The 18,081-nt window shown below is 67.3% G+C and carries 18 protein-coding genes and 4 pseudogenes; 12 read left to right on the top strand and 10 right to left on the bottom strand.

Going from position 1 to position 18,081, the window contains the following annotated elements; all coding sequences use genetic code 11:
* Positions 1 to 1,074, top strand: a 1,074-nt coding sequence (locus tag ACIHCQ_RS30305; RefSeq protein WP_399669218.1) for an IS200/IS605 family accessory protein TnpB-related protein, incomplete at its 5' end; no start/stop codon positions are given.
* Between the two features lie 741 nt (positions 1,075 to 1,815).
* Here ACIHCQ_RS30305 and ACIHCQ_RS30300 read toward each other — a convergent pair.
* The 4 genes and pseudogenes from ACIHCQ_RS30300 to ACIHCQ_RS30285 all read right to left on the bottom strand — a co-directional run bounded on the left by ACIHCQ_RS30300 (position 1,816) and on the right by ACIHCQ_RS30285 (position 4,237).
* On the bottom strand, positions 1,816 to 2,004 hold the full coding sequence (locus ACIHCQ_RS30300) for a hypothetical protein (RefSeq protein WP_399669215.1): 189 nt from the start codon (positions 2,002 to 2,004) through the stop codon (positions 1,816 to 1,818).
* 43 nt (positions 2,005 to 2,047) lie between these two features.
* Positions 2,048 to 2,164: pseudogene (locus ACIHCQ_RS30295) on the bottom strand (SpoIIE family protein phosphatase); the annotation flags it as partial.
* 157 nt (positions 2,165 to 2,321) lie between these two features.
* Positions 2,322 to 3,635: an MFS transporter gene (locus ACIHCQ_RS30290; RefSeq protein WP_399669212.1), complete on the bottom strand. Its 1,314-nt coding sequence runs from the start codon at positions 3,633 to 3,635 to the stop codon at positions 2,322 to 2,324.
* Positions 3,632 to 4,237: a helix-turn-helix domain-containing protein gene (locus tag ACIHCQ_RS30285; protein ID WP_280678954.1), complete on the bottom strand. Its 606-nt coding sequence runs from the start codon at positions 4,235 to 4,237 to the stop codon at positions 3,632 to 3,634. Before ACIHCQ_RS30285 ends, ACIHCQ_RS30290 begins: the two co-directional genes overlap by 4 nt.
* 267 nt (positions 4,238 to 4,504) lie before the next feature.
* Here ACIHCQ_RS30285 and ACIHCQ_RS30280 point away from each other — a divergent pair, with 267 nt between their 5' ends.
* The 5 genes from ACIHCQ_RS30280 (at position 4,505) to ACIHCQ_RS30260 (ending at position 7,182) form a co-directional block, all read left to right on the top strand.
* Positions 4,505 to 5,512, top strand: coding sequence for a recombinase family protein (locus ACIHCQ_RS30280; protein WP_399669208.1), 1,008 nt, complete (start codon positions 4,505 to 4,507; stop codon positions 5,510 to 5,512).
* Positions 5,513 to 5,885: 373 nt separating this feature from the next.
* Complete coding sequence (locus ACIHCQ_RS30275; RefSeq protein ID WP_399669205.1) at positions 5,886 to 6,053, top strand: hypothetical protein; 168 nt, start codon at positions 5,886 to 5,888, stop codon at positions 6,051 to 6,053.
* A gap of 5 nt (positions 6,054 to 6,058) precedes the next feature.
* On the top strand, positions 6,059 to 6,346 hold the full coding sequence (locus ACIHCQ_RS30270; protein ID WP_399669202.1) for a hypothetical protein: 288 nt from the start codon (positions 6,059 to 6,061) through the stop codon (positions 6,344 to 6,346).
* A gap of 210 nt (positions 6,347 to 6,556) precedes the next feature.
* A complete protein-coding gene (locus ACIHCQ_RS30265) occupies positions 6,557 to 6,820 on the top strand; it encodes a hypothetical protein (RefSeq protein WP_399669199.1) in 264 nt (87 codons plus the stop codon).
* Entirely contained in the window at positions 6,817 to 7,182 is a 366-nt protein-coding gene (locus ACIHCQ_RS30260; protein ID WP_214353924.1) for a hypothetical protein, read from the top strand. Before ACIHCQ_RS30265 ends, ACIHCQ_RS30260 begins: the two co-directional genes overlap by 4 nt.
* A 1,958-nt stretch (positions 7,183 to 9,140) precedes the next feature.
* Here ACIHCQ_RS30260 and ACIHCQ_RS30255 read toward each other — a convergent pair.
* Complete coding sequence (locus ACIHCQ_RS30255; protein WP_399669195.1) at positions 9,141 to 9,434, bottom strand: hypothetical protein; 294 nt, start codon at positions 9,432 to 9,434, stop codon at positions 9,141 to 9,143.
* A 73-nt stretch (positions 9,435 to 9,507) separates the two neighbouring features.
* Between ACIHCQ_RS30255 and ACIHCQ_RS30250 the strand changes: the two genes are divergently transcribed.
* Both ACIHCQ_RS30250 and ACIHCQ_RS30245 read left to right on the top strand, forming a co-directional pair.
* On the top strand, positions 9,508 to 9,954 hold the full coding sequence (locus tag ACIHCQ_RS30250) for a hypothetical protein (RefSeq protein WP_399669192.1): 447 nt from the start codon (positions 9,508 to 9,510) through the stop codon (positions 9,952 to 9,954).
* A gap of 66 nt (positions 9,955 to 10,020) precedes the next feature.
* Complete coding sequence (locus ACIHCQ_RS30245) at positions 10,021 to 10,233, top strand: hypothetical protein (protein ID WP_399669189.1); 213 nt, start codon at positions 10,021 to 10,023, stop codon at positions 10,231 to 10,233.
* Between the two features lie 13 nt (positions 10,234 to 10,246).
* On the opposite strand, the gene ACIHCQ_RS30240 is transcribed toward ACIHCQ_RS30245, so the two are convergent.
* On the bottom strand, positions 10,247 to 11,182 hold the full coding sequence (locus ACIHCQ_RS30240) for a DMT family transporter (RefSeq protein ID WP_399669187.1): 936 nt from the start codon (positions 11,180 to 11,182) through the stop codon (positions 10,247 to 10,249).
* Between the two features lie 70 nt (positions 11,183 to 11,252).
* Between ACIHCQ_RS30240 and ACIHCQ_RS30235 the strand changes: the two genes are divergently transcribed.
* Complete coding sequence (locus ACIHCQ_RS30235; RefSeq protein ID WP_399669184.1) at positions 11,253 to 11,861, top strand: TetR/AcrR family transcriptional regulator; 609 nt, start codon at positions 11,253 to 11,255, stop codon at positions 11,859 to 11,861.
* 4 nt (positions 11,862 to 11,865) lie between these two features.
* Complete coding sequence (locus tag ACIHCQ_RS30230; RefSeq protein WP_399669181.1) at positions 11,866 to 12,753, top strand: hypothetical protein; 888 nt, start codon at positions 11,866 to 11,868, stop codon at positions 12,751 to 12,753.
* Between the two features lie 118 nt (positions 12,754 to 12,871).
* Here ACIHCQ_RS30230 and ACIHCQ_RS30225 read toward each other — a convergent pair whose 3' ends face one another.
* The 3 genes and pseudogenes from ACIHCQ_RS30225 to ACIHCQ_RS30215 all read right to left on the bottom strand — a co-directional run bounded on the left by ACIHCQ_RS30225 (position 12,872) and on the right by ACIHCQ_RS30215 (position 15,961).
* Positions 12,872 to 13,735 (bottom strand): hypothetical protein, encoded by an 864-nt coding sequence (locus ACIHCQ_RS30225; RefSeq protein ID WP_399669179.1) that lies wholly within the window; start codon positions 13,733 to 13,735, stop codon positions 12,872 to 12,874.
* A 570-nt stretch (positions 13,736 to 14,305) separates the two neighbouring features.
* Positions 14,306 to 14,862 (bottom strand): annotated as a pseudogene (gene tpg, locus ACIHCQ_RS30220) (telomere-protecting terminal protein Tpg).
* A pseudogene (locus ACIHCQ_RS30215) lies at positions 14,859 to 15,961 on the bottom strand (IS630 family transposase). Before ACIHCQ_RS30215 ends, tpg begins: the two co-directional pseudogenes overlap by 4 nt.
* 67 nt (positions 15,962 to 16,028) lie before the next feature.
* Here ACIHCQ_RS30215 and ACIHCQ_RS30210 point away from each other — a divergent pair.
* Entirely contained in the window at positions 16,029 to 16,337 is a 309-nt protein-coding gene (locus ACIHCQ_RS30210) for an immunity 53 family protein (protein WP_399669176.1), read from the top strand.
* 45 nt (positions 16,338 to 16,382) lie between these two features.
* Positions 16,383 to 16,691 (top strand): annotated as a pseudogene (locus tag ACIHCQ_RS30205) (ATP-binding protein); the annotation flags it as partial.
* Positions 16,692 to 16,719: 28 nt separating this feature from the next.
* On the opposite strand, the gene ACIHCQ_RS30200 reads toward ACIHCQ_RS30205, so the two are convergent.
* Positions 16,720 to 17,589 carry a phosphotransferase enzyme family protein gene (locus ACIHCQ_RS30200; protein WP_399669174.1) on the bottom strand — a complete coding sequence of 290 codons (870 nt, stop codon included), beginning with the start codon at positions 17,587 to 17,589 and terminating at the stop codon, positions 16,720 to 16,722.
* Between the last annotated feature and the right edge of the window lie 492 nt (positions 17,590 to 18,081).

Below are 18,081 nucleotides of genomic sequence, written 5' to 3'. Positions count from 1 at the left end.
CTGAGCGAGCAGGAATGGCGCAAGCGGTGGCAAGCAGAGCGGATGTTCCTGGCGGCCGATGGGGAGTCCGGCAAACGGTTCGGCAACGAGACCATTCGTGTCACCGACACCGGACAGGTTTCGATCAAGCTTCCGGCCCCGCTGGCCCATCTGGCCAACGCCCCGCACGGCCGGTACGTCCTGGAGGTGACCGTGCGCTTCCGGCACCGGGGTGCGGAGTGGGCCGACCGGATCACCGCCAACCGGGCGGTGGCCTACCGCCTCCACCACGACACGGCACCCGGCCGTTGGTATGTGACCGCGTCCTGGCAACGCGCGACCGCCCCCGTCCTCCCGCTTCAGGCGGCGCTGGTGCGGGGTGTGGTGGGGGTGGACATGAACGACGATCACCTCGCCGCGTGGCGTCTGGACGTGCACGGCAACCCGGTCGGCGAGCCGCAGCGCTTCTTCTACGACCTGACCGGCAGCACGCAGCACCGCGACGCACAGATCCGCCACGCGCTCAGCAGGCTGCTGCACTACACCCAACGTTGCGGGGCCGGCGCGATCGCCATCGAGGACCTCGACTTCACCGACGGCAAAAGCCGGGAGAAGCACGGCCGCAACAAACGCTTCCGCCGCTTGCTCTCCCGCTTCCCGACCGCGAAGCTCAGGGCCCGGCTGGTCTCGATGGCCGCCGAGCAGGACATCGCGGTCGTCGCGGTCGACCCGGCCTACACCAGCCGCTGGGGTGCCCAGCACTGGCAGAAACCCCTGACCACCCCACGACGTGAGATGTCCCGGCACGATGCGGCGAGCATCGCGGTCGGGCGACGCGCCCTCGGACACCCGATCCGGCGACGGACGACACCGCCCCACCCCGACCAGAGCGATCGTGGTGGGCATCGGACCGTCCAGGCCCGACCGGGCACCCGAAGGCGTGAGGAAACCCGCCCCCATCTGCCCGGACCGCGCACCAGATGCGCCCCGCCGGCCGTGGAGCGAAAGCGGGAGACCAGCCTGCCCAACACCGTTCGGGGCAGCGCCACCGAGCAGCAGTCCTGGCACCAGGACTCACTCCCGCTCAGTGTCTAGGAACGGTTGATCGAGTGAGGCGAGGAGTAGCCCCGGTCGTTCTCAAGAATCTCGTCAGCCCCTCCTCCGCGGCCAGGGCTGCGATGGCGCGGCGGGCGGGCGGCCTCTGGGGCCCCTCCGGGTTCGCGGCGGGGCGCGCCGCCCCAGGTCCACCAGCACGTCGTGCTGGCGGCCTTCGACTCCGCGGAACAGACGCGCCAGTGGCCCCCCATACCGGGCCCATGGATGAGGCATGCGCCGGGTCGTACAGGCCAGGCAGCACCAGCCGGTCCTTGCTGCGGGCGTCGGTGACGTCGACCAGCTGCCGCCAAAAGGCCGACTCCGACGGCCGAATAAACCACCCTCAACGAGGGGAGCAGTGACCCGCACTCGTTGGTTAGTCGCTAGTTCAGAGAATCCGAGTCGCTGATCACCTGGGCCGCGATCACCCTTATGACCAGGCGAATCACCCGCCGAAGTTCCCGCAGAAGCGGACAGTCGGCCTCCCGCGAGGCACAACGCGACTGATCATTCTGGCGGTGGCGGTCAGCAACCCCACCAAGAGATCCTTGGGCCCTCAAGCCGACCCAATTGTCGCACCACCACGACGGCTCCATCAGCGCAACGGGCAAACCGAGGCCCGCCCGTCAGCCGTCGACCTCGCTCTCGGATGACACGAAAGGGGGGCAGTCGTTCTGCCATGAGACTCGTCACTTCAAGCCAGGAGGGCGAGGTGGTCCGCCGCGCCGCCGCACCACTCGATCATGAAGAGGGTCGCATCGTCGCTGGTGCGGCCGGCCACCCTGAAGCGGGAGCGGGCCGGCGCACCTCGGCCCGTAGTCCTTCTTCGGTGTTCTCGATGCGGTTGATGCAGCGGATGAGCCGTTCCTCGCCGAACGGTTCTCCTTCCTCGTCGCGTTCCTCGATCACGCCCTCGGTGTAGCACAGCACTCGGTCGCCGCGTTGGAGCGTGTATGCGCTGATCTGGGGGCGCTCACCGCCGAAGCCGCACCGGGAGAGTGGTCGGGCTGTCCAGGCGCCGCAGGACCCGGCGGTTGCGGATCAGCAGCGGTGGGGGATGGCCCGCGTTGACCCATTGCAGCTGTCCGGTTGTGACGTCGAGGTAAGGCGCCGATCAGCTTGTGGGCCGCGGCCTTGGTCAGGCGCTTCGCGGCGGTGACGGTCCGCTCCCTGGGAGCCCGCGACTTGATGGCCGACGGAAATTCTGGCGCTCGGTTCCGAGAGGGAATTGCCCGGTGCGATCGTGATCAATGACGAGGTAGGGCCGGCTCGCCATCAGAATCCAGCGAAAGTTTGGAATTACTCGTTACCTGGCGGGACGTCGGCAGGTCCCGGCATCGCCGGATCGGGGAGAAGAGCAGGATCAGCGCGGCGAGCGGGACCCCCGCTGTCGTGATGGCCATGGCAGTGCGGAGGCCGAGTGCGGTTCCGAGCACGCCGCCGAGCAGTGCTCCGATGGGGATCGTTCCGTAGCTGAGAAATGCTGTGCTTGCGGTGAGGCGACCGAGGAGATCCGGCGGGCAGTAGCGTTGCTGGAAGCTCGCCTTGATGATGTTGCCAGCGACGACGCCCGCGGAGACGCTGAAGCCACCTGTCACAAAGAGCAGGATCCCGGCTCCGCCGACGGTCAGCGGGATCAGCAGACCGAGCACGGGAAGGCCCAGCTCGAACAGCAGTGTCGCGCGGGCCGTGCCGATCCGGTGAGCAACCCTGCGTGCGGCGAATGCCCCAGCTACGCCTCCGGCACTGGTCGCCGCGATGAGTACGCCGACCGTCCCCGGGGTCAGGCCGACGCTCTGGACCAGAAAGACCACCTGAATTGACTGGTATCCCATAAGAGCCAGGTTGGAGGCGGCCCCGAAGAGTGTGAACGTGCGAAACCAGGGGTCGACGGCGATCAGCCGCAGGCCTTCGCGGACTTCACTGATCAGTGAAGTGGGGCGATGTTCGGTTCTGGTGATGCGTGGCTCGCGATGCCGAATGCCTGCAAGGCACAGGAGGGAGACGAGGAATGTCGCGGCGTTGGCGAACATCCCGTTCACCGCACCTGCCAACTGTGCGATCAGGCCGCCGGAGCCGAGCCCGGCAATCTGCGCGGCGGATGCGCTGCCGTGCAGTTTGGCGTTGCCTTCGGGCTGGTCATCGGGTTCCAGAATGCTGGGGAGATAGGCGCTGTAGGCGGTCTGGAAGAACACCGCTGCCGTGCCTGTCAGCAGGGCGACGGCCAGCAGTAGTCCGATACTCAGCCGGCCGGACCATGCGGTGACCGGGACGCTGGCGAAGAGTACGAGGGAGACCGCGGCGGCGGCCAGCATGATCGGTCTGCGCCGCAGCCGGTCCACCCAGACACCGACCGGGAGACCGATGATCAGCCAAGGGGCCCATGCGGCGGCGCTCAGCAGGCCGACCTCGAACGTGCTGGCGTGCAGGGTGGAGACAGCGACCAGCGGCATCGCTACCCCGGTGACGGACGCGCCGAACTTGCCGGCGGTCTCGCCGCACCACAGCATGCGGAAATCGCGGTGGCGACGCAGGAGGCCACCGCGTATGCCGTAGCTCATGCGGAGCCACGTTCCTTGCGGGGGAAGGACTGGAGCTGCACGACGACGGGGAGCGCGTCCGGGGCGGGCTCGGCATCCGGAGCAGGGGTATGGCGGGCGATGACAGCCATCAGCTCCGCGTTGAGCGCCTCCAGCTGCTTCGGGGTCATCCGCAGGTCACTCCAGTCCGAGACGGTGCCGGCGCTCCGCCACCTGTCGTCCCAGTCCTCGCTGATGTAGTTCACGACCCGGCTGAAGTACTGCTGCAGCAGTTCGTGCAAATAGACCGACAGCGCGCCCCGGGTGTCGGGATCGTCGCGGAAATCGGCAGTGTTCAGCTCATTCGAGACGTCGACCCTTCTCCACCAGCGCTCGCGTTTCGTGCCCCGTCCGGTTTCCTCCACGATGAAGCCGTGCTCGGCGAGGTGGCGCAAGTGCCAACTGATGGTGCCGGTGTTCTCGCCGAGGCGTTCGGCGAGCCTGGTGGCGGTAGCAGGGCCGTCCAGACTGAGCAGTTCAAAGATGTTCATCCGCAGCGGATGGGCCAGCCCCCGCAGGCTGCGCGCATCGAGGCGCCGGGTGGGCTTGGCGGGCTGTGATGTGCGTTCGGGCTCGTCGGACATGCCAACAGCGTTGGTTGCAGAGTCTTCTCTGCATAGGAGTCTCTGCAGAGAAGACTCTGCCAGTGCGTGGCCTCGCTGTCGGCTCGGTGGGTGAGACGGGGCAACCGAGCAGCCCTGTGGCCACACGGGTGACGGACGGTGTTTCTCATAAATGTTCATCTGTGAGAGTTCTGCGAGAGCCCCCGGCAGGATCACGTTTCCGCAGGTCGCCGTACGCAAAAGTCCTTCCCCGCATGTTGTGCGAGGCACTTCTGAGAGAATCCCGGGATGGATCTCACGCCCGATCAGGCCGCATTGGCGGTAGAACGTCACGACTGCCCGAACTGTGACGCGCCCGCTGGCAGCGCCTGTCGCACCCGGGGTGGGAAGACCGCCGCGAAGTACCACATCCCCCGCTTCGTCCTCGTCCCCGCGCTCCGCGAAGAACTCGAAGTGCTCGTCCCCGCCGACCGGCACCCGGGCCGCGTATGGAAGCAGGGCCCGGCGCTCGCCGTGGTGCCTGCGCCCCGCACCGAGCGCCCGGTGCGGATCGGGTACGCCAGGACGTCGACCGCCCGGCAGGAGCTGGCGAGCCAGCTCGAAGCCCTCCATCGGGCGGAGTGCCACAAGGTCTTCAAGGAGCAGATCAGCACCCGGGTGAAGGTGCGGCCCGAGCTGGAGAAGGCGCTCGCGCTAGCCCACCAGTTCAAGGAGGCCGCCCCGGAGACGCCCGTCATCCTCACAGTGCACGAACTCAAGCGCCTCGCGCGCAACGCGGCCGAGCTGATGACGCTGTCCGCCGAGCTCCAGGCCGGGGACATCCAGCTCGAACTCCTCACCGGACCGCTCACCGGGATCTACGACCCCAACGGCATGGGCACCATGTTCTTCGCCGTCCTCGCCGTCGCCGGGCAGATCGAGCGCAACTACATCCGGGAGAAGACCCTCGAAGGCCAGGTCATCGCCGCCTCCAAGGGCAACCACGGCGGCCGCCCGAAGGTCATCGACGACGACATGCTCACCTTCGCCGTCGCGCTGAAGGACAAGGGCATCCCCGTCCCCGACATCGCGAAGAAGCTCACCATCAAGGTCGGGAAAAACGCGGGCAAGTCGCCCTCGGTTGCCTCGCTCTACCGGGCGCTCGCGGAAGCCGAGGCCACCGCGGTGGACGACGGCCTGCCGATGCGGCCCAAGCCCGTCCGCATCCGCCAACCAGGGGAACCGCTCACCGCCGAGGAGATCGAGCTGCGCGAACGGCTCCAGGCCCAGCCCCACCCGAACACCGAGCTGCCGTAGGCCCACCCGCGACCTGCATCAAGACCGTGATCACCGGCTAAGCGTTAACCGCTGTACCGATGTTCCCCGAGGCCGAATCCGGGGGTTCGCGGCGGCTCGAATCCAATCAGATCCGATGGTGATTGCTGACAGGGTTTGACGACAGATGGGTTCCGATCCTCCGTACGGAAGGAGCCCTCGGTGGCGAACGTGGTCTACAAGCGAGTCTCAACCGACCAGCAGTCGACCGCCCGGCAGAACCTCGTCCTGGACGAGGCCGAAGTCGAGGACCCCGTCGTCTTCGAGGAAGACCCGGGCACCTCCAGCCGCCTCCACCCCCCTCCAGCGCCCGAAGTTCCGCGAACTCCTCACGTACGCGCGGCCAGGCGACACCGTGCACATCTCCGAGATGTTCCGCCTCGTACGCGGCACCGGACACATCCTCGACGTGCTCGACGTCCTCCACCGCGACCAGGTGGCGCTGCGCATCCACGACGGCGCGTTCTCCGCGATGGACCTCACCGCCGCCACCCGCGCACCGGCGAACTGCTGTCCACCGTGAAGTTCATGGTGCAGACCCTCGCCGCCGTCGGCGAACTCCAGCGCGACCTCCAGCGCGAACTGACCTACGACGGACTGCGCGCCGCCGAGGCCAAGGGCAGCAAGGGCGGACGCCGCCCCGCCGTGGCGGCCGCGAAGACCGACGCCGTACGCACCGCGTACCTGGAAGGCCGCTCCATCGCCGCCCTCGCACGCGACCACGGCCTCGATGACGAGGTGTCGGAGTTCCGGAAGTTCCGGATCTCGATCCGCGAAATGTGCAGGCCCATTCGTTCCCTTGCCGATCGGGGGTGATGTTCCGATTCATCATCCCAGGACCCTCCATGCACGACGGGCCTTTTCGTCGGACTGTCCGCGCCCCGGTGATCATCTCGATGACGATGGTCCTGCTCCAGGGCTGGAGCGCGATGCCATGCTGCGGGGCGTCCGGGTCGGCGGCGCGGCAAAGTAACCGACCCATCGTTTGCTAGGTGCTGGTACCAGCACCTAGCTATGGTGGTGGATATGGGAAAGCAGACGAATATCCGACTGGACGACGCTGTCAAGGCGGCCGCCGAGGACCGGGCCAAGCGCCGCGGTCTGAGCTTGCAGGGGTACGTGGCCGATTTGATCGAGGCCGATGTGAACCAGTCACGCGCCGCTTTCATGGCCGGCGCCGCGGCGTTCCTGGCCGCGTACACGGACGGGTTCGAGGCGGAGGTCGGCGAGGACCGCTACCCCGGTCTCCCGGAGGGGCTGGCGGAGACCGCGCCGAGGGACGCCGCGTGAATCTCCGAATCGACCTCGCCTGGATCTTGGCAGTGGCGCAGCAGATCCCGGGAGACCCCCAGGTCGTTGACTACGGCGTGCCGGTTGCAGCAGAAGCACGACATCGGGCGGAGGTCCTCGACCATGAGGTCTACCCCGAGCCCCATCACAAGGCCGCGGCGCTGCTGTGCGAGCTGGCGCGGAACCCCAGCCTGGAGGTGAGGAACCTGCTGTTCGCAGCCACGGTGACCGCGGCCTACCTGTCCGCGTGCGGCCTCCCGGTCAGCCCCGGTCTGGACACCGTTCTCCCCTTGGCCCGCGCGGCCCGGGACGGACTCCCCGTACGTGAAGTCGCCGCTCAGATCAAGACCTGGACAAGCTGATCCACTGGCCAGGGACACCTGCTGGCTGCGGTGCGGCGTAGGCCTGCCGGTCAAGAACGATCACCGGGCTTGCCGCAGAGGGGCGGACGCCGGTGTCTGTGGGCCTCATCTTCCTCGGCCCGTCCTCGGGCCGTGGAGGGGAGGATGTGCCTCTCGCCCGGCAATCCAGTCCAGCATGCCCTCTTCCCGTGGTGCCGGATCAGGATTCCGGATCATCGGCGGGCGTCGGCCGGCTCTCCGAAGGGGTGAGGCGTTCCAGCAGCCCCAACGGAGCGAGCAGCGCGATGCGAAGCCATCCCGTGACTGAGCTTGTCGCAGCCAGATCGTCGGCATGACCCGCAAGCATCGGTTATCTCGGGTGACTCCGAGGCGTCAGGCATGTAAGGCAAGTACCCGTCCGACAACGTGCCTGACGGATATCTGCTGGTTCTTCAGGCAAGTTGGGCACGTGCGTGATGTCCCGATTCCCGGCCTTGTTTCGGCCGAAACAAGGCCGGGAGGCGCACCGCGTGCCCGGCGGCCGGGGACGTGCCGCAGTGACCACTTCGTTAGCCGCTACGCGCTGGGTTGGTGGTTCTGCCTGCCGCCCACGATCGTGGCCCAGGTCTGTACCGGTGGGCTCTGCATGAACGCCTGATCACGCGGTCTCCGGTCGCTACACGGCAGGTTGTCGGGTATCGCGGCGAGCTGGTGACCGTGCCCGTCGCTCGTGCCAAGAACAGCCGGCCGAGCAATGTGCACTGGCTGACGCCGCGCACTTGGCGACTGTGGTCGGATGTCGGTCTGCGTGGGTTCGGCCGGGACGGAGCCCCGGCTCCCGGGTGGGCGGGGCGTCTGGAGGACCGGAACACCTCGTTCGTCGACCTCCTCACCTCTTCCGGACTGCGGCGCCAGGAGGCGGCAGCGTTGCTGACGATCGAGATGCCCGCGCGGCGTCTGCCCGGGAGCAGGTACTGCCACGGCACGGTGGCCTCGGAGAGTTCTCGGGGGAAGCGCTCTCGGTCCTTCTACACCTCGGTTCGGGTGGCCGAGCAGGTACAGGACTACGTGGTCTCTTCCCGGGCGTGGGCGGTGCGCCAGGCCCAGAAGCGCGGGCTGTACGACCGGTTCCCCATGAAGCTGGTCACGGAGGTGACGCAGGGGCTGAAGCCCCGGGTCCGTTGGCGAGGCCCTCACGGTCGTGGGGAGCGGGCGCTGGACCTGCTGACCTGGCAGGAGCGTCTCACGTTGTTCACGGAGGGGCCGGAGGGTCCGGAGCCGTTGTGGCTGTGGCTGAACGAGCGGGGGCTGCCCTTCTGCCCGCACTCGTGGAACGGGGTTTTCCGTCCGGCGAATCAGCGCTGCCGACAGGCGTTGACGACGACGGGGCACTCTGTCACCTCTGCTACAACCGCCATCGCCGGCCACGGCGGCTCTGCGGTCGGTGCGGGCAGCTCAAGCGCATCGCTCGCAACGCGCGTGACGGGCAGCCGGACCTCTGCGACGGCTGCTACCAGAGCCCCGAGGCGACCTGCTCAATCTGCAGCCGGGTCCGCCCCTGCACCAGCCGCGATCAACAGGGCCAGCCGATCTGCGCCACCTGCTACCAACGACACCGCACCGGCGAGCCGTGCGCCCGCTGCGGCCGGACCAAGCCGGTCAACACCCGATGGCCGATCGGGCCGGTTTGCATGACCTGCTACACCGCCGTGCTCCGCTCACCGGCCGACTGCCCTCGCTGCGGCATGGTCCAGCCGCTGATCGCGCGGGGCGACGATGGCGACGAGGTCTGCGGACCCTGCGTCGGTTTCGCCGCCGACTACACCTGCAAGCAGTGCGGTCGAGCCGGCAACCCCCACAGCCGCGGCCGATGCGCTCACTGCGTCCTCGCCGAACGGGTCAACGCCCTGATGGCCGGGCCCGACGGCACGGTCACCCCACAGCTGAAACCGCTCGCGACCGCGCTGACGGATGCTCCCTCACCGTTCCCCGCCATCCAGTGGATCAAGGAAAGCCCGAACACCAAGCTCCTCGCCCGGCTCGTGGCCGAAGGCCACGAGCTCACCCACGACCTGCTGGATGAGCTCCCGCCCAGCCGGAACCAGCGCTACATCCGCCAACTCATGGTCCACACCGGCATCTTGGACGAGCGCAACGAAGACCTCGAACGCATCCCCGGCAGGCTGGAACACGAACTCGCGGACAAGCCGGCCGCGCACGCCAACCTCGCCCGCCCGTTCCTGCACTGGTTCCTGCTCCGACGCGCCCGCCACCCGCCACCATCCCGCCTCGGCCGACCGCGACCTGCGGCGCCGCGTCAGCGTCGCCCTGGACTTTCTGGCCTGGATGGACCAACGCGGCCTGACTCTCGCCGACCTCGCCCAGGAACACATCGACGACTGGATCGTCGGAGCCACCAGCCAACGGCGCTACCTGATCCGCTACTTCCTGAAATGGACCACGAGCCGTCGGCTCACCCACGAACTCACCGTCCCCTCCATCCCGAGCCAGGAGCCCCAGAACCCGCTCGACGAGGACGATCGATGGCCGCTCCTACAGCGCTGTCTGACCGACGATGCCCTGCCTACGGATGTCCGGGCTGCCAGCGAGATCACCCTGCTGTTCGGCCCGTCCACCGAACGCCTCTGCCATCTGACGCCTGAACAGCCTACGTTGGGCGACGAACACGCCCACCTGATGCTGGGCCGCCACCCCGTCCTGCTGCCGCCACGGCTCGCCGGACTCCTTCGACATCTCGCCGAACAGCCCCAGCTGCGGCCGCAGCTCTCGTGAGTCCACCCAGGGCCTCGGTGGCTCTTCCCGGGCATGGTCCCGGGCAAGCCGATCTCGACGCACGGCATGACCCAGAAGCTGGGCCGCCATGGCATCCCGGTCCGCACCGCCCGCAACGCGGCGCTGGCCGCCCTCGCTGCTGATCTCCCCAGCCCGATCCTCGCCGACGTGACCGGGATGCACCGCCATACCGCGCTCCGCTGGGTCGCCTACGCCCGACGCGACTGGGCCGAGTACCTGGCGGCCCGAGCCGCAGACGAGGACACTCCTCCTCTCTGATGAGGCAGGGGCATCAGGCGCCGTACTTGGCTGGTTTCGCCGTCTCGGCCGTGTCTGCATTCCGGGCACACAGCGTGGTGGATGAGGTGTCTCCGCGATAGACGATGACGACTGCTGCGAGGCCGATGGCCAGGCCGAGGGCGGTCTGCGGACCGAACGGTTCACCGAACATGAGGGCTCCCCAGACTGCCGTGACCGGCGCCATGAGGAACATGAGCGTATTGACCTTGGTGATTCCAGAGCGCCTCAGGATGAGCCAGTACAGCCCGTACCCGCCGAAGGTGGACAAGGCCACCAGCCAGCTGATCGCGGCCCAGAACGAGAGCTCAGCTGGCGGCTTCGCGGCTCCGACGCTTACGGCAAGTGCCGTGAAGATGACCGCGCTGGTGGTGCAGTGGACGGTCATCGACACCGCGGGCGCGACCCGCGCGCGGGAGCGGCTTTCGAGGAACGTGGCCGCTACCAGCGAAAACATGCCGAGGAAGGGTACGAGATAGGCCCACCAGGCCACGCCGGTGCGGGCTGCGGCATCGGCCGTGGTGACGATTGCGACTCCGCTTACCCCCAGGCACAGGCCGAGCCACTGCCTGCGCGAGACGTACTGACGCAACAACGGTCCGGCAAGTGCTCCGGCGACGAGAGGTTGGACGCCGTCGATCAGGGCTGTGGTGCCGCTGGAAACCCCGAGTTGGATCGCGTAGTAGACGGTGAGCAGATAGCCGCTCTGCGACAGCACGCCGATCATGGCCTGCCTGGCCACATCCCGCACCGCGAGGCCCCGCCACGACGTTCTGGCGGCGGTCACAGCAACGACGATCAGGATGACGGTCAGCGGCAGGAACCGCCACATCAGTATCGTGACCGCGGACGCGCTGCCCGCACCGAGCTTGGCCCCGATGAACCCGGAACTCCAGCACAGCACAAAGGCGATCGAGAGCAGGAAGTTCACGCCTCACCCTCCACTAAACAGATCGGTATACCCATTGGGATTCACTATACAGATCGGTATACTTTTGAGCATGGGTGCTACGGAGAAGCTGCGACGGATCTCGATGACGCCTGCCGCACTGCGCGTCCTGGAGGCCGCCGCGAGGCTGTTCTACGAACGCGGCATCCATGCTGTCGGCGTGGACCTGATCGCCGCCGAGGCCGGGGTGACCAAGAAGACCCTCTACGACCGGTTCGGCTCCAAGGAGCAGATCGTTGTGGAGTACCTCGCGGACCGTGACGAGCGCTGGCGGACCTTCCTCGCCCAGCACCTCGGCGCCACACATCCAGCGCCGCTGGCACGCGTCCTGGCCGTCTTCGACGCCTCACGCGCATGGTCGGCGGAGAACAGTTCCAAGGGGTGCAGCATGGTCAACGCCCATGCCGAGATCAGCGATCCGTCCCACCCGGCCTACCCGATCATCACCGGGCAAAAGGAGTGGATGCTCGACCTGTTCACCCACCTCGCAGGGGACATCTCCCCAGACGGGGCCGGACACCTGGGCCGGACACTCATGCTGCTGCACGAAGGAGCGCTCGTCGCCCACGGCCTGAACGTCTTCCCAGACCCCATCGCCCATGCCCGCGAACAGGCGCAAGCTCTCCTTGCGACCACCGGGGACACCGCAGTGAAGCGGTGAGGCGATGCCCAATGGTTTGCTTCTGAGAGCCGGAAAGAGGGGAAATAGTGCATGGTCGGAATATGCCCCCTCCGCCAGTACTCTCGCCCTGCGCTCGGGCTGCTGCCCCGACCCGGTCGTCGGCGACAGTGGGGGAGCGTGGCATCTGATCCGCACGCGCCAGTTCAAGACCGCCGTCGACGAAGACGGCAACCACCTCTCCGTCGGCGTCGAGCGGGATGTTCCCTGGGTCGCCGTCGCCCCCGTCGTCGCAGCCATCCGCGTCCTGGAGCGCATCGTCCCCGAAGGCGAGCTGCTCTTCGCCAGCGACTACCACCGGGGCGCCGTCCGCCATCGCGGCAAGGCCATGGGCAGCGACGGGATCTGCGAACGCATCACCGACTTCATCACCTGGGCCAACCAGGAAGCCGCCCGCCACGGCCTCACCCACGAGCTCATCCCCCCAGACCCGGGCGGGCCGGTCACCGCGATGCGCTTCCGCCGGTCGTTGGCCTGGTACATCGCCCGGCAGCCCGGCGGCCTCGTCGCCCTCGCCATCCAGTACGGCCACCTGCGGTTGGACAGCGAGCTCTACCAACGATGGCGCGATCGGGCGGCGGTGCGCTCCGACGGCAAGGGCGCACGCGACTTCGATCCGATCCTGAGAGCCGTCCGGGCGTTCTACGCCGATCTGCAAGCCTGGGCCGCCGCAGAGCCCGAGCAGTGGGCGGTCTGGGTCGCTCCTTGTCCCGTCTCCGACGTGGACGTCCGGGGCTACGGAATCCGGAAAGGGCGAGTCAAGGAGCGTATGGATGATCGCACCAGGCGGCGTCAGCCCCTGCTGGCCACCCTCACCCACCAGCCGCCCCGCCAGGCCAGGACGTCCGGATCTCAATCGCTCCCAAGGTCGTAAGCATGGGAGCGTTGCGCCCATGCTCCTGCACCGCGGTGGGCGGCAACTCGCCCACCCTCCCAGCTACGCAGCTGGGCCGGCGGTTGCAGACGCAGCCGCCGGCCCGTAACACCGCTCGTTAGTACTGAGGGCAGATGCCCGTTTTGGCCCCAGGCTCGGGCTGCTCAGGGAAGTTCTTCGCCTTGTAGGACCAGTAGAGGCCGCCGTATTCCCCGTCGCACAGCTTTGAGGCTTCGTCCGTCTTCAGGGACACCGTCTGCGACGCACCGGCTGCCAGGTCCCCCAGCGTGCACTCCAAGTCACCCCAGTTCCCAACGGCCTTGCACCGCTTGTCGTCGGTCACCTTCGCGGTATCGCGGCCCACGGAGCTGAGCTGGATGCTCACAGCGTTCGCGGTTGCGTCGCCCTTGTTCGTCACCGTCAGCGCGGACGGACCACCGTAGTAGCCGACCCTGCTGACGGTGCCATGCAGACGCGGTCCTGCGGCGAGAGGTGTGCTGAGCGTGATGGTCCGCCTCATCTCACCGGACGCATGGATCTCGTGCCAGCCACCGGGGCTCCCAGCCTGCGACCCGTCCGCGCTGACGTACGCGACCAGAGTGTAGGTACCGGGCCCCGGATAGAACTCCTGGCTCCCCCCGATGCTGCCGTTGGCTACCGCCTTCCCGTCCTTGCGCAATTCCCAGCTTCCGGAGGCGCGACACTGGTTGTACTGCCATAGGCCCCACCCCCAGAAGCAGTCCGCAGCGCCAGTAACGTTCATGAACGTCCCGTCCGTATGAGCACAGAGGCTGACGTTGGCCTTCTTGCCCGGATGTCCCTCCATCCAGAACGTGTCGGTGCTGGTGCACGTCTTCTCCGGTTCGGCCGCCGCACGCCCCGCCGCAGCGGCCGAACCGCCCGTCCCTCCCACCACGCCCATCGCGAGGATTAAGCCCGCCACCGCTGCCATAGCCGCCTTTACCCGTGTCATCTTCTTCACTGGTCTTCCGCCCTCTCCCTAGGTGGTCCACCAGGCCAACAGCCTGATCTCGTTGTGCCATCAACCGGGTTCGGACACGTCAGGCTGTTTGGGCATCGGAAGGAAACCCGCCGCCACCCACCCCGCCGACCACAACCAGAACGGCGCACATGCCCACTCGCACGTGAATCGCTCTCATTCATGGAACATGCGCCGCGTACCCGGACGGCCACACTCTTTCGCAGTTCTGGGGACTGGTTCGCGATGCACACCTCAAACCACCCGAAGAGGTGCAGTGACCCATGCCTTCCCGCCACCAACCGCCACCTTGAATACCGGGCGCCACAACCAGCAGTGAGACGCCGCTGGTCGGCGGCATCACGGCGACTCTCTCTGACCAGCGGGGCGGAACCCGGGCCCGCCGCTGACATCCGCCTGGCCTGATAGCGGCTCACACTCACAGGTGATGGCGCCACGCCCGTGGCTCCTTCCCGCCAACTCAGACGCTCAGCCTCGCCAACTCACGCGCTAACCCGCCATATGAATCGCTCAGTCACAGCGGGACATCGTCACCTGTTCGGGGCGCATCTGCTACAGGTCGAACTCGATGTGCTCGACGTTCGTGAAGCGCACCTTCTCCAGGTCGGCGGCGCGGTGTCCGCCGTCCTGGAAGTACACGTCCTTCAGCGCTTCGGCGGCGATCTCCTGGAGCCGCTGGTCGCTGGCGCCCTGATCCCGGGCGTCGAAGAGACGGGCGGCGTACCGCGGGGGCAGCGCCACGGTGAGGTGGCGGATCCGGTCCTGGTCGGTGGTGCCGATCGGGGCGGTGTAGCCGAGCCGGGCGCGGGTGTCGATGACGATGCCGCCGGTGGTGGCCGCCGTCTTCATGGCCTTCTCCTTGATCTGCGGCTGCCAGCGGGCCTTCACCTCGCGCTCTATGCGGGCGGCGAGGTCCGGGCGGGGCTTTTTAATCTGGTTCTTCACGTACCGCTCCACGGTGCGCTGCGAGACTCGCAGCATCTGGGCGACGGCTTGGTTCCCTTGAGTTGCTTGACCAGGTATCGCATCTGCGCCCCGGCCGACTTGGGGATCGGGCGGGTGAACGTCTTCTGAACCGCCTTGTCCAGGCCGTCCCCGAACATGCTCATCGCGGTCTACTCCAGCGCATACCCTTCTCGCTACGGATTCGGGCGCGTTCTCGTCGCTGGACTGTGAGGACGTCGGGGTGCCGGGTATTGGCGTTGCGCCAGCGTAGGTATGCGTGCAGTGCACGGGTCTGGGCGGTGTGGTTGGGGTGGTGGGAGTTCGCCAGGGTGAACTGCCACAGATGCCCGAAGTGGGCCTCGATCGGGTTCGCCCAAGAGGCGTTGGTCGGCGTGAAGCACAGCTCCACCCGGTGCTTCTTCGCCCAGGCCCGGATCTTGGTGCCCTTGTAAGTAGACAGGTCCATGATCACGTAGATGGGGGCACCGTCGGGACGGGCGGCGCGGATCGACTTCAGCGCGGCCAGGGATTGCGCTGCGCCCTTGTGGCGGCGGTTGACGCCCCACAGGGTGTCGTCACCGATCGAGTAGCAGCCGTGGAAGTAGGTGACGCCGTGGGTGCGGTGGTAAGTGGCCGGGATCCGCTGAGGTCGGTTCTGCGGCGCCCAGCAGGATCCTGCGGTGGGGCGGATGCCGAGCGGCCCGAACTCGTCGAACCCGAAAACGCGGTCGGGTAAATGCTCCAGGACATGGTCGATGCGGTCCAGCTTGGCATCTCGCTGCGGGTCGGTGGACTCCTTCCAGGTCTTGGTGCGCTGGAAGGTGACGCCGCGTCGTGACAGGAGGCAGCGCAGGGCCTCGCGGCTGATGTGGATCACCCGGCCGTGAACTTTGCGCAGAGAGGCGGAGAGTTTGCGGATCGACCAGCGGGTGAAGGGCTGGCCGAGTTTGATTGGACGGGTGGTGGCCGTCGCGACGACGAAGCCTTCGTCGTCAGCGCTGAGCAGGCGGGGACGGCCTCCCGCCCACTTGGGGTCCAAGCAGGCCAGGCCTATCTCGTTGAAGCGGTGGATGAGATCGCGCACGGTGTCCTCGCCGGTCGCCACGAGCTGGGCGATGACCGGAACACGGTTTCCGCCGGCCGACGCCAGCAGCATCATCGCGCGGCGGTAGCGCACCGAGTTGGTGCTGCCCCGGCGCACGATCTGCTGCAGCCGTTGCCCTCCTGGTCGGTCAGTCTGCGTACTCGTACCGGTTCCGCCATCGCTGTCCCCTGCTGGTTGGACCAGCCACGCCCGACCTGGCGCGCGACTCGCTTAGCATCTCCTGCCATGAGCGATTCGAAGCCCCTTCTTGACTGGCTGCAGAACTGGTACGCGCAGCAGTGCGACGGCGACTGGGAACACGAGTGGGGCGTAAAGATTGCCACGCTCGATAATCCTGGTTGGACCGTCGAGATCGATCTGGAGGAGACGGACCTGGAAGAACGCGATTACCCCCGCCAGGACGTCAACCGCAGCACGCAGGACTGGGTCTGGGCCTGGACTGCTGAGAAGACCTTCCACGCCGCGTGCGGCCCCGGAAACCTCGCCGAGGCCCTCACGCTGTTTCGTACCTGGGCGACCACGACCGCTCCCTGAGCCGGTGCAGAGCCGGAGACACAAACCCGGTGAACCTATGCGGTCAGAGCACTAGGCAAGACCATCGCCCGCTATGGACGCGTCGACCTTTTGGAAATCGACGAACTCGGCTACCTCGAGCTGGACCGCCACGGCGCCGAGGTGCTCTTCCAAGTTCTCACGGAGCGTGAGGAAAAGAACAGCATTGCCATCGCCTCCAACGAGGCGTTCACCGGCTGGAGCCGCACCTTCACCGACCCGCGGCTCTGCGCGGCCATCGTGGACCGCCTCACGTTCAACGCCACGCTTATCGAGACCGGGACCGAGTCCTACCGCCGGGCGCGGACCCGGGCCAGGGCAGAAGCCACGACCTGAGAGGCCTGCTCGGCTGGTCGGCCGTGGCTCAGAGGGCGAGTGTGGCCCGGAGCTGGTTGAGCCCCTCCACGGCCCAGTGGCGTCCATTGGGCAGTTGGTCGCCCCGGCGCCAGCGCCAGGTCGTAATCATTGCCAAGATGAGGAGCCGAGACTGCTCGACCAGGTCCTGGTTCGCCCCTGGATAATGCTCACAGGCTTCATTGGCCGACCGCAGCAAGTGCCCCTCAGCGCTCGGGACGAGGCTATGGGCGAGATCAAACTCGACTGGGCCCCGGCAGCAGGTCCCGAGGTCGACGAAGAGCAGCCCACTCCGCGTGCTCAGCACGTTCCCCAGATGCGGCTCGCCATGCAGCAGCTGTTCACGGGAACCGCCTTCGCTAACCGCCGTGCTCAAGCGGTCGAGTGCATCGGCGAGGAGCTCGCGGTCGTCGCTGCCGAGATCTGGGGTCTGCTCCCTGTCGGCGACACACGTCTGCGCTCCCGCGACGCGGTCCATGAAGTGCGGAGCGGCCACATCAATGCGGCGAAGTCCGCCATGGAGCCGGAAGAGTGCCTGCGCATACCCGGCCGCCGCAGGGTCCGAGGGGGCAGTCGGCTCGTAGCAGGTCCACAGCGTGATGACGAAACCATCCTGCTCGTAGACGCGTGGCTCCACCCGAGGCTCAAGCGCACCCACCGGAGCATCGGCCTCGGAGAGGCGGCGGCCGATCTCCAGCTCGAACTGAGCGCCGTCGCGATGCGCCGGCGGTGAGACTCGAGCGATGACATCGCATGGGATCAGCCGCACCACGATGCGGTCGGAGTTGTTAATGACCACCGCATCGTCGACCTGAAGGCCCAGCGCAGTAGCAGCCGCCCTCCCGGCCTCAACTGCGCGACGGACTTCCGATGCCTCCAAACCGTCCTCCCTCAATCTTGAGTACACGTCTAGCGACGACAACGACGTGCCCAATGTCTACGCGAAGATCACTTGATACACCGCCAACCCACCAAGAAACCAATGGGTCATCCGGCAGCCTCCCGATGAGCTGGAGCTGCGTCGCGTCCAAACTCGTGAGGCGTCCGGGCTGCGAGTAGTTGAGCACGTCATCGGCCATAGCCGGGCATGCTACGCGGCCGGGCTGACGCTCAGCCCGCGGCCGGATCGGATGGTCCCGGTGCAAGCCAATTCCCGGGGCCACTTCAAGACGTCCGCGCCGCAAAGGATCTCCACCAACTGGGGCCGCTGGAAGCCAACATGCCGGGGCCGCTGAACGACGTCACAGCCACCTCGGGCACGCCCGAGACCGAAGACACAAACGGCGGCGGCTGAGCAGTCATACCTGCCAGCACACTGTGCCGCTCACCCGTGTGCACAGGAATAGGCATTCACACGTCAGCCAACCACCGG

The organism is Streptomyces sp. NPDC052236 (assembly GCF_044548015.1).
Taxonomy (GTDB): domain Bacteria; phylum Actinomycetota; class Actinomycetes; order Streptomycetales; family Streptomycetaceae; genus Streptomyces.
Note: the sequence above shows the minus strand (reverse complement) of the source record. Positions and strands in the feature narration are given on the sequence as shown.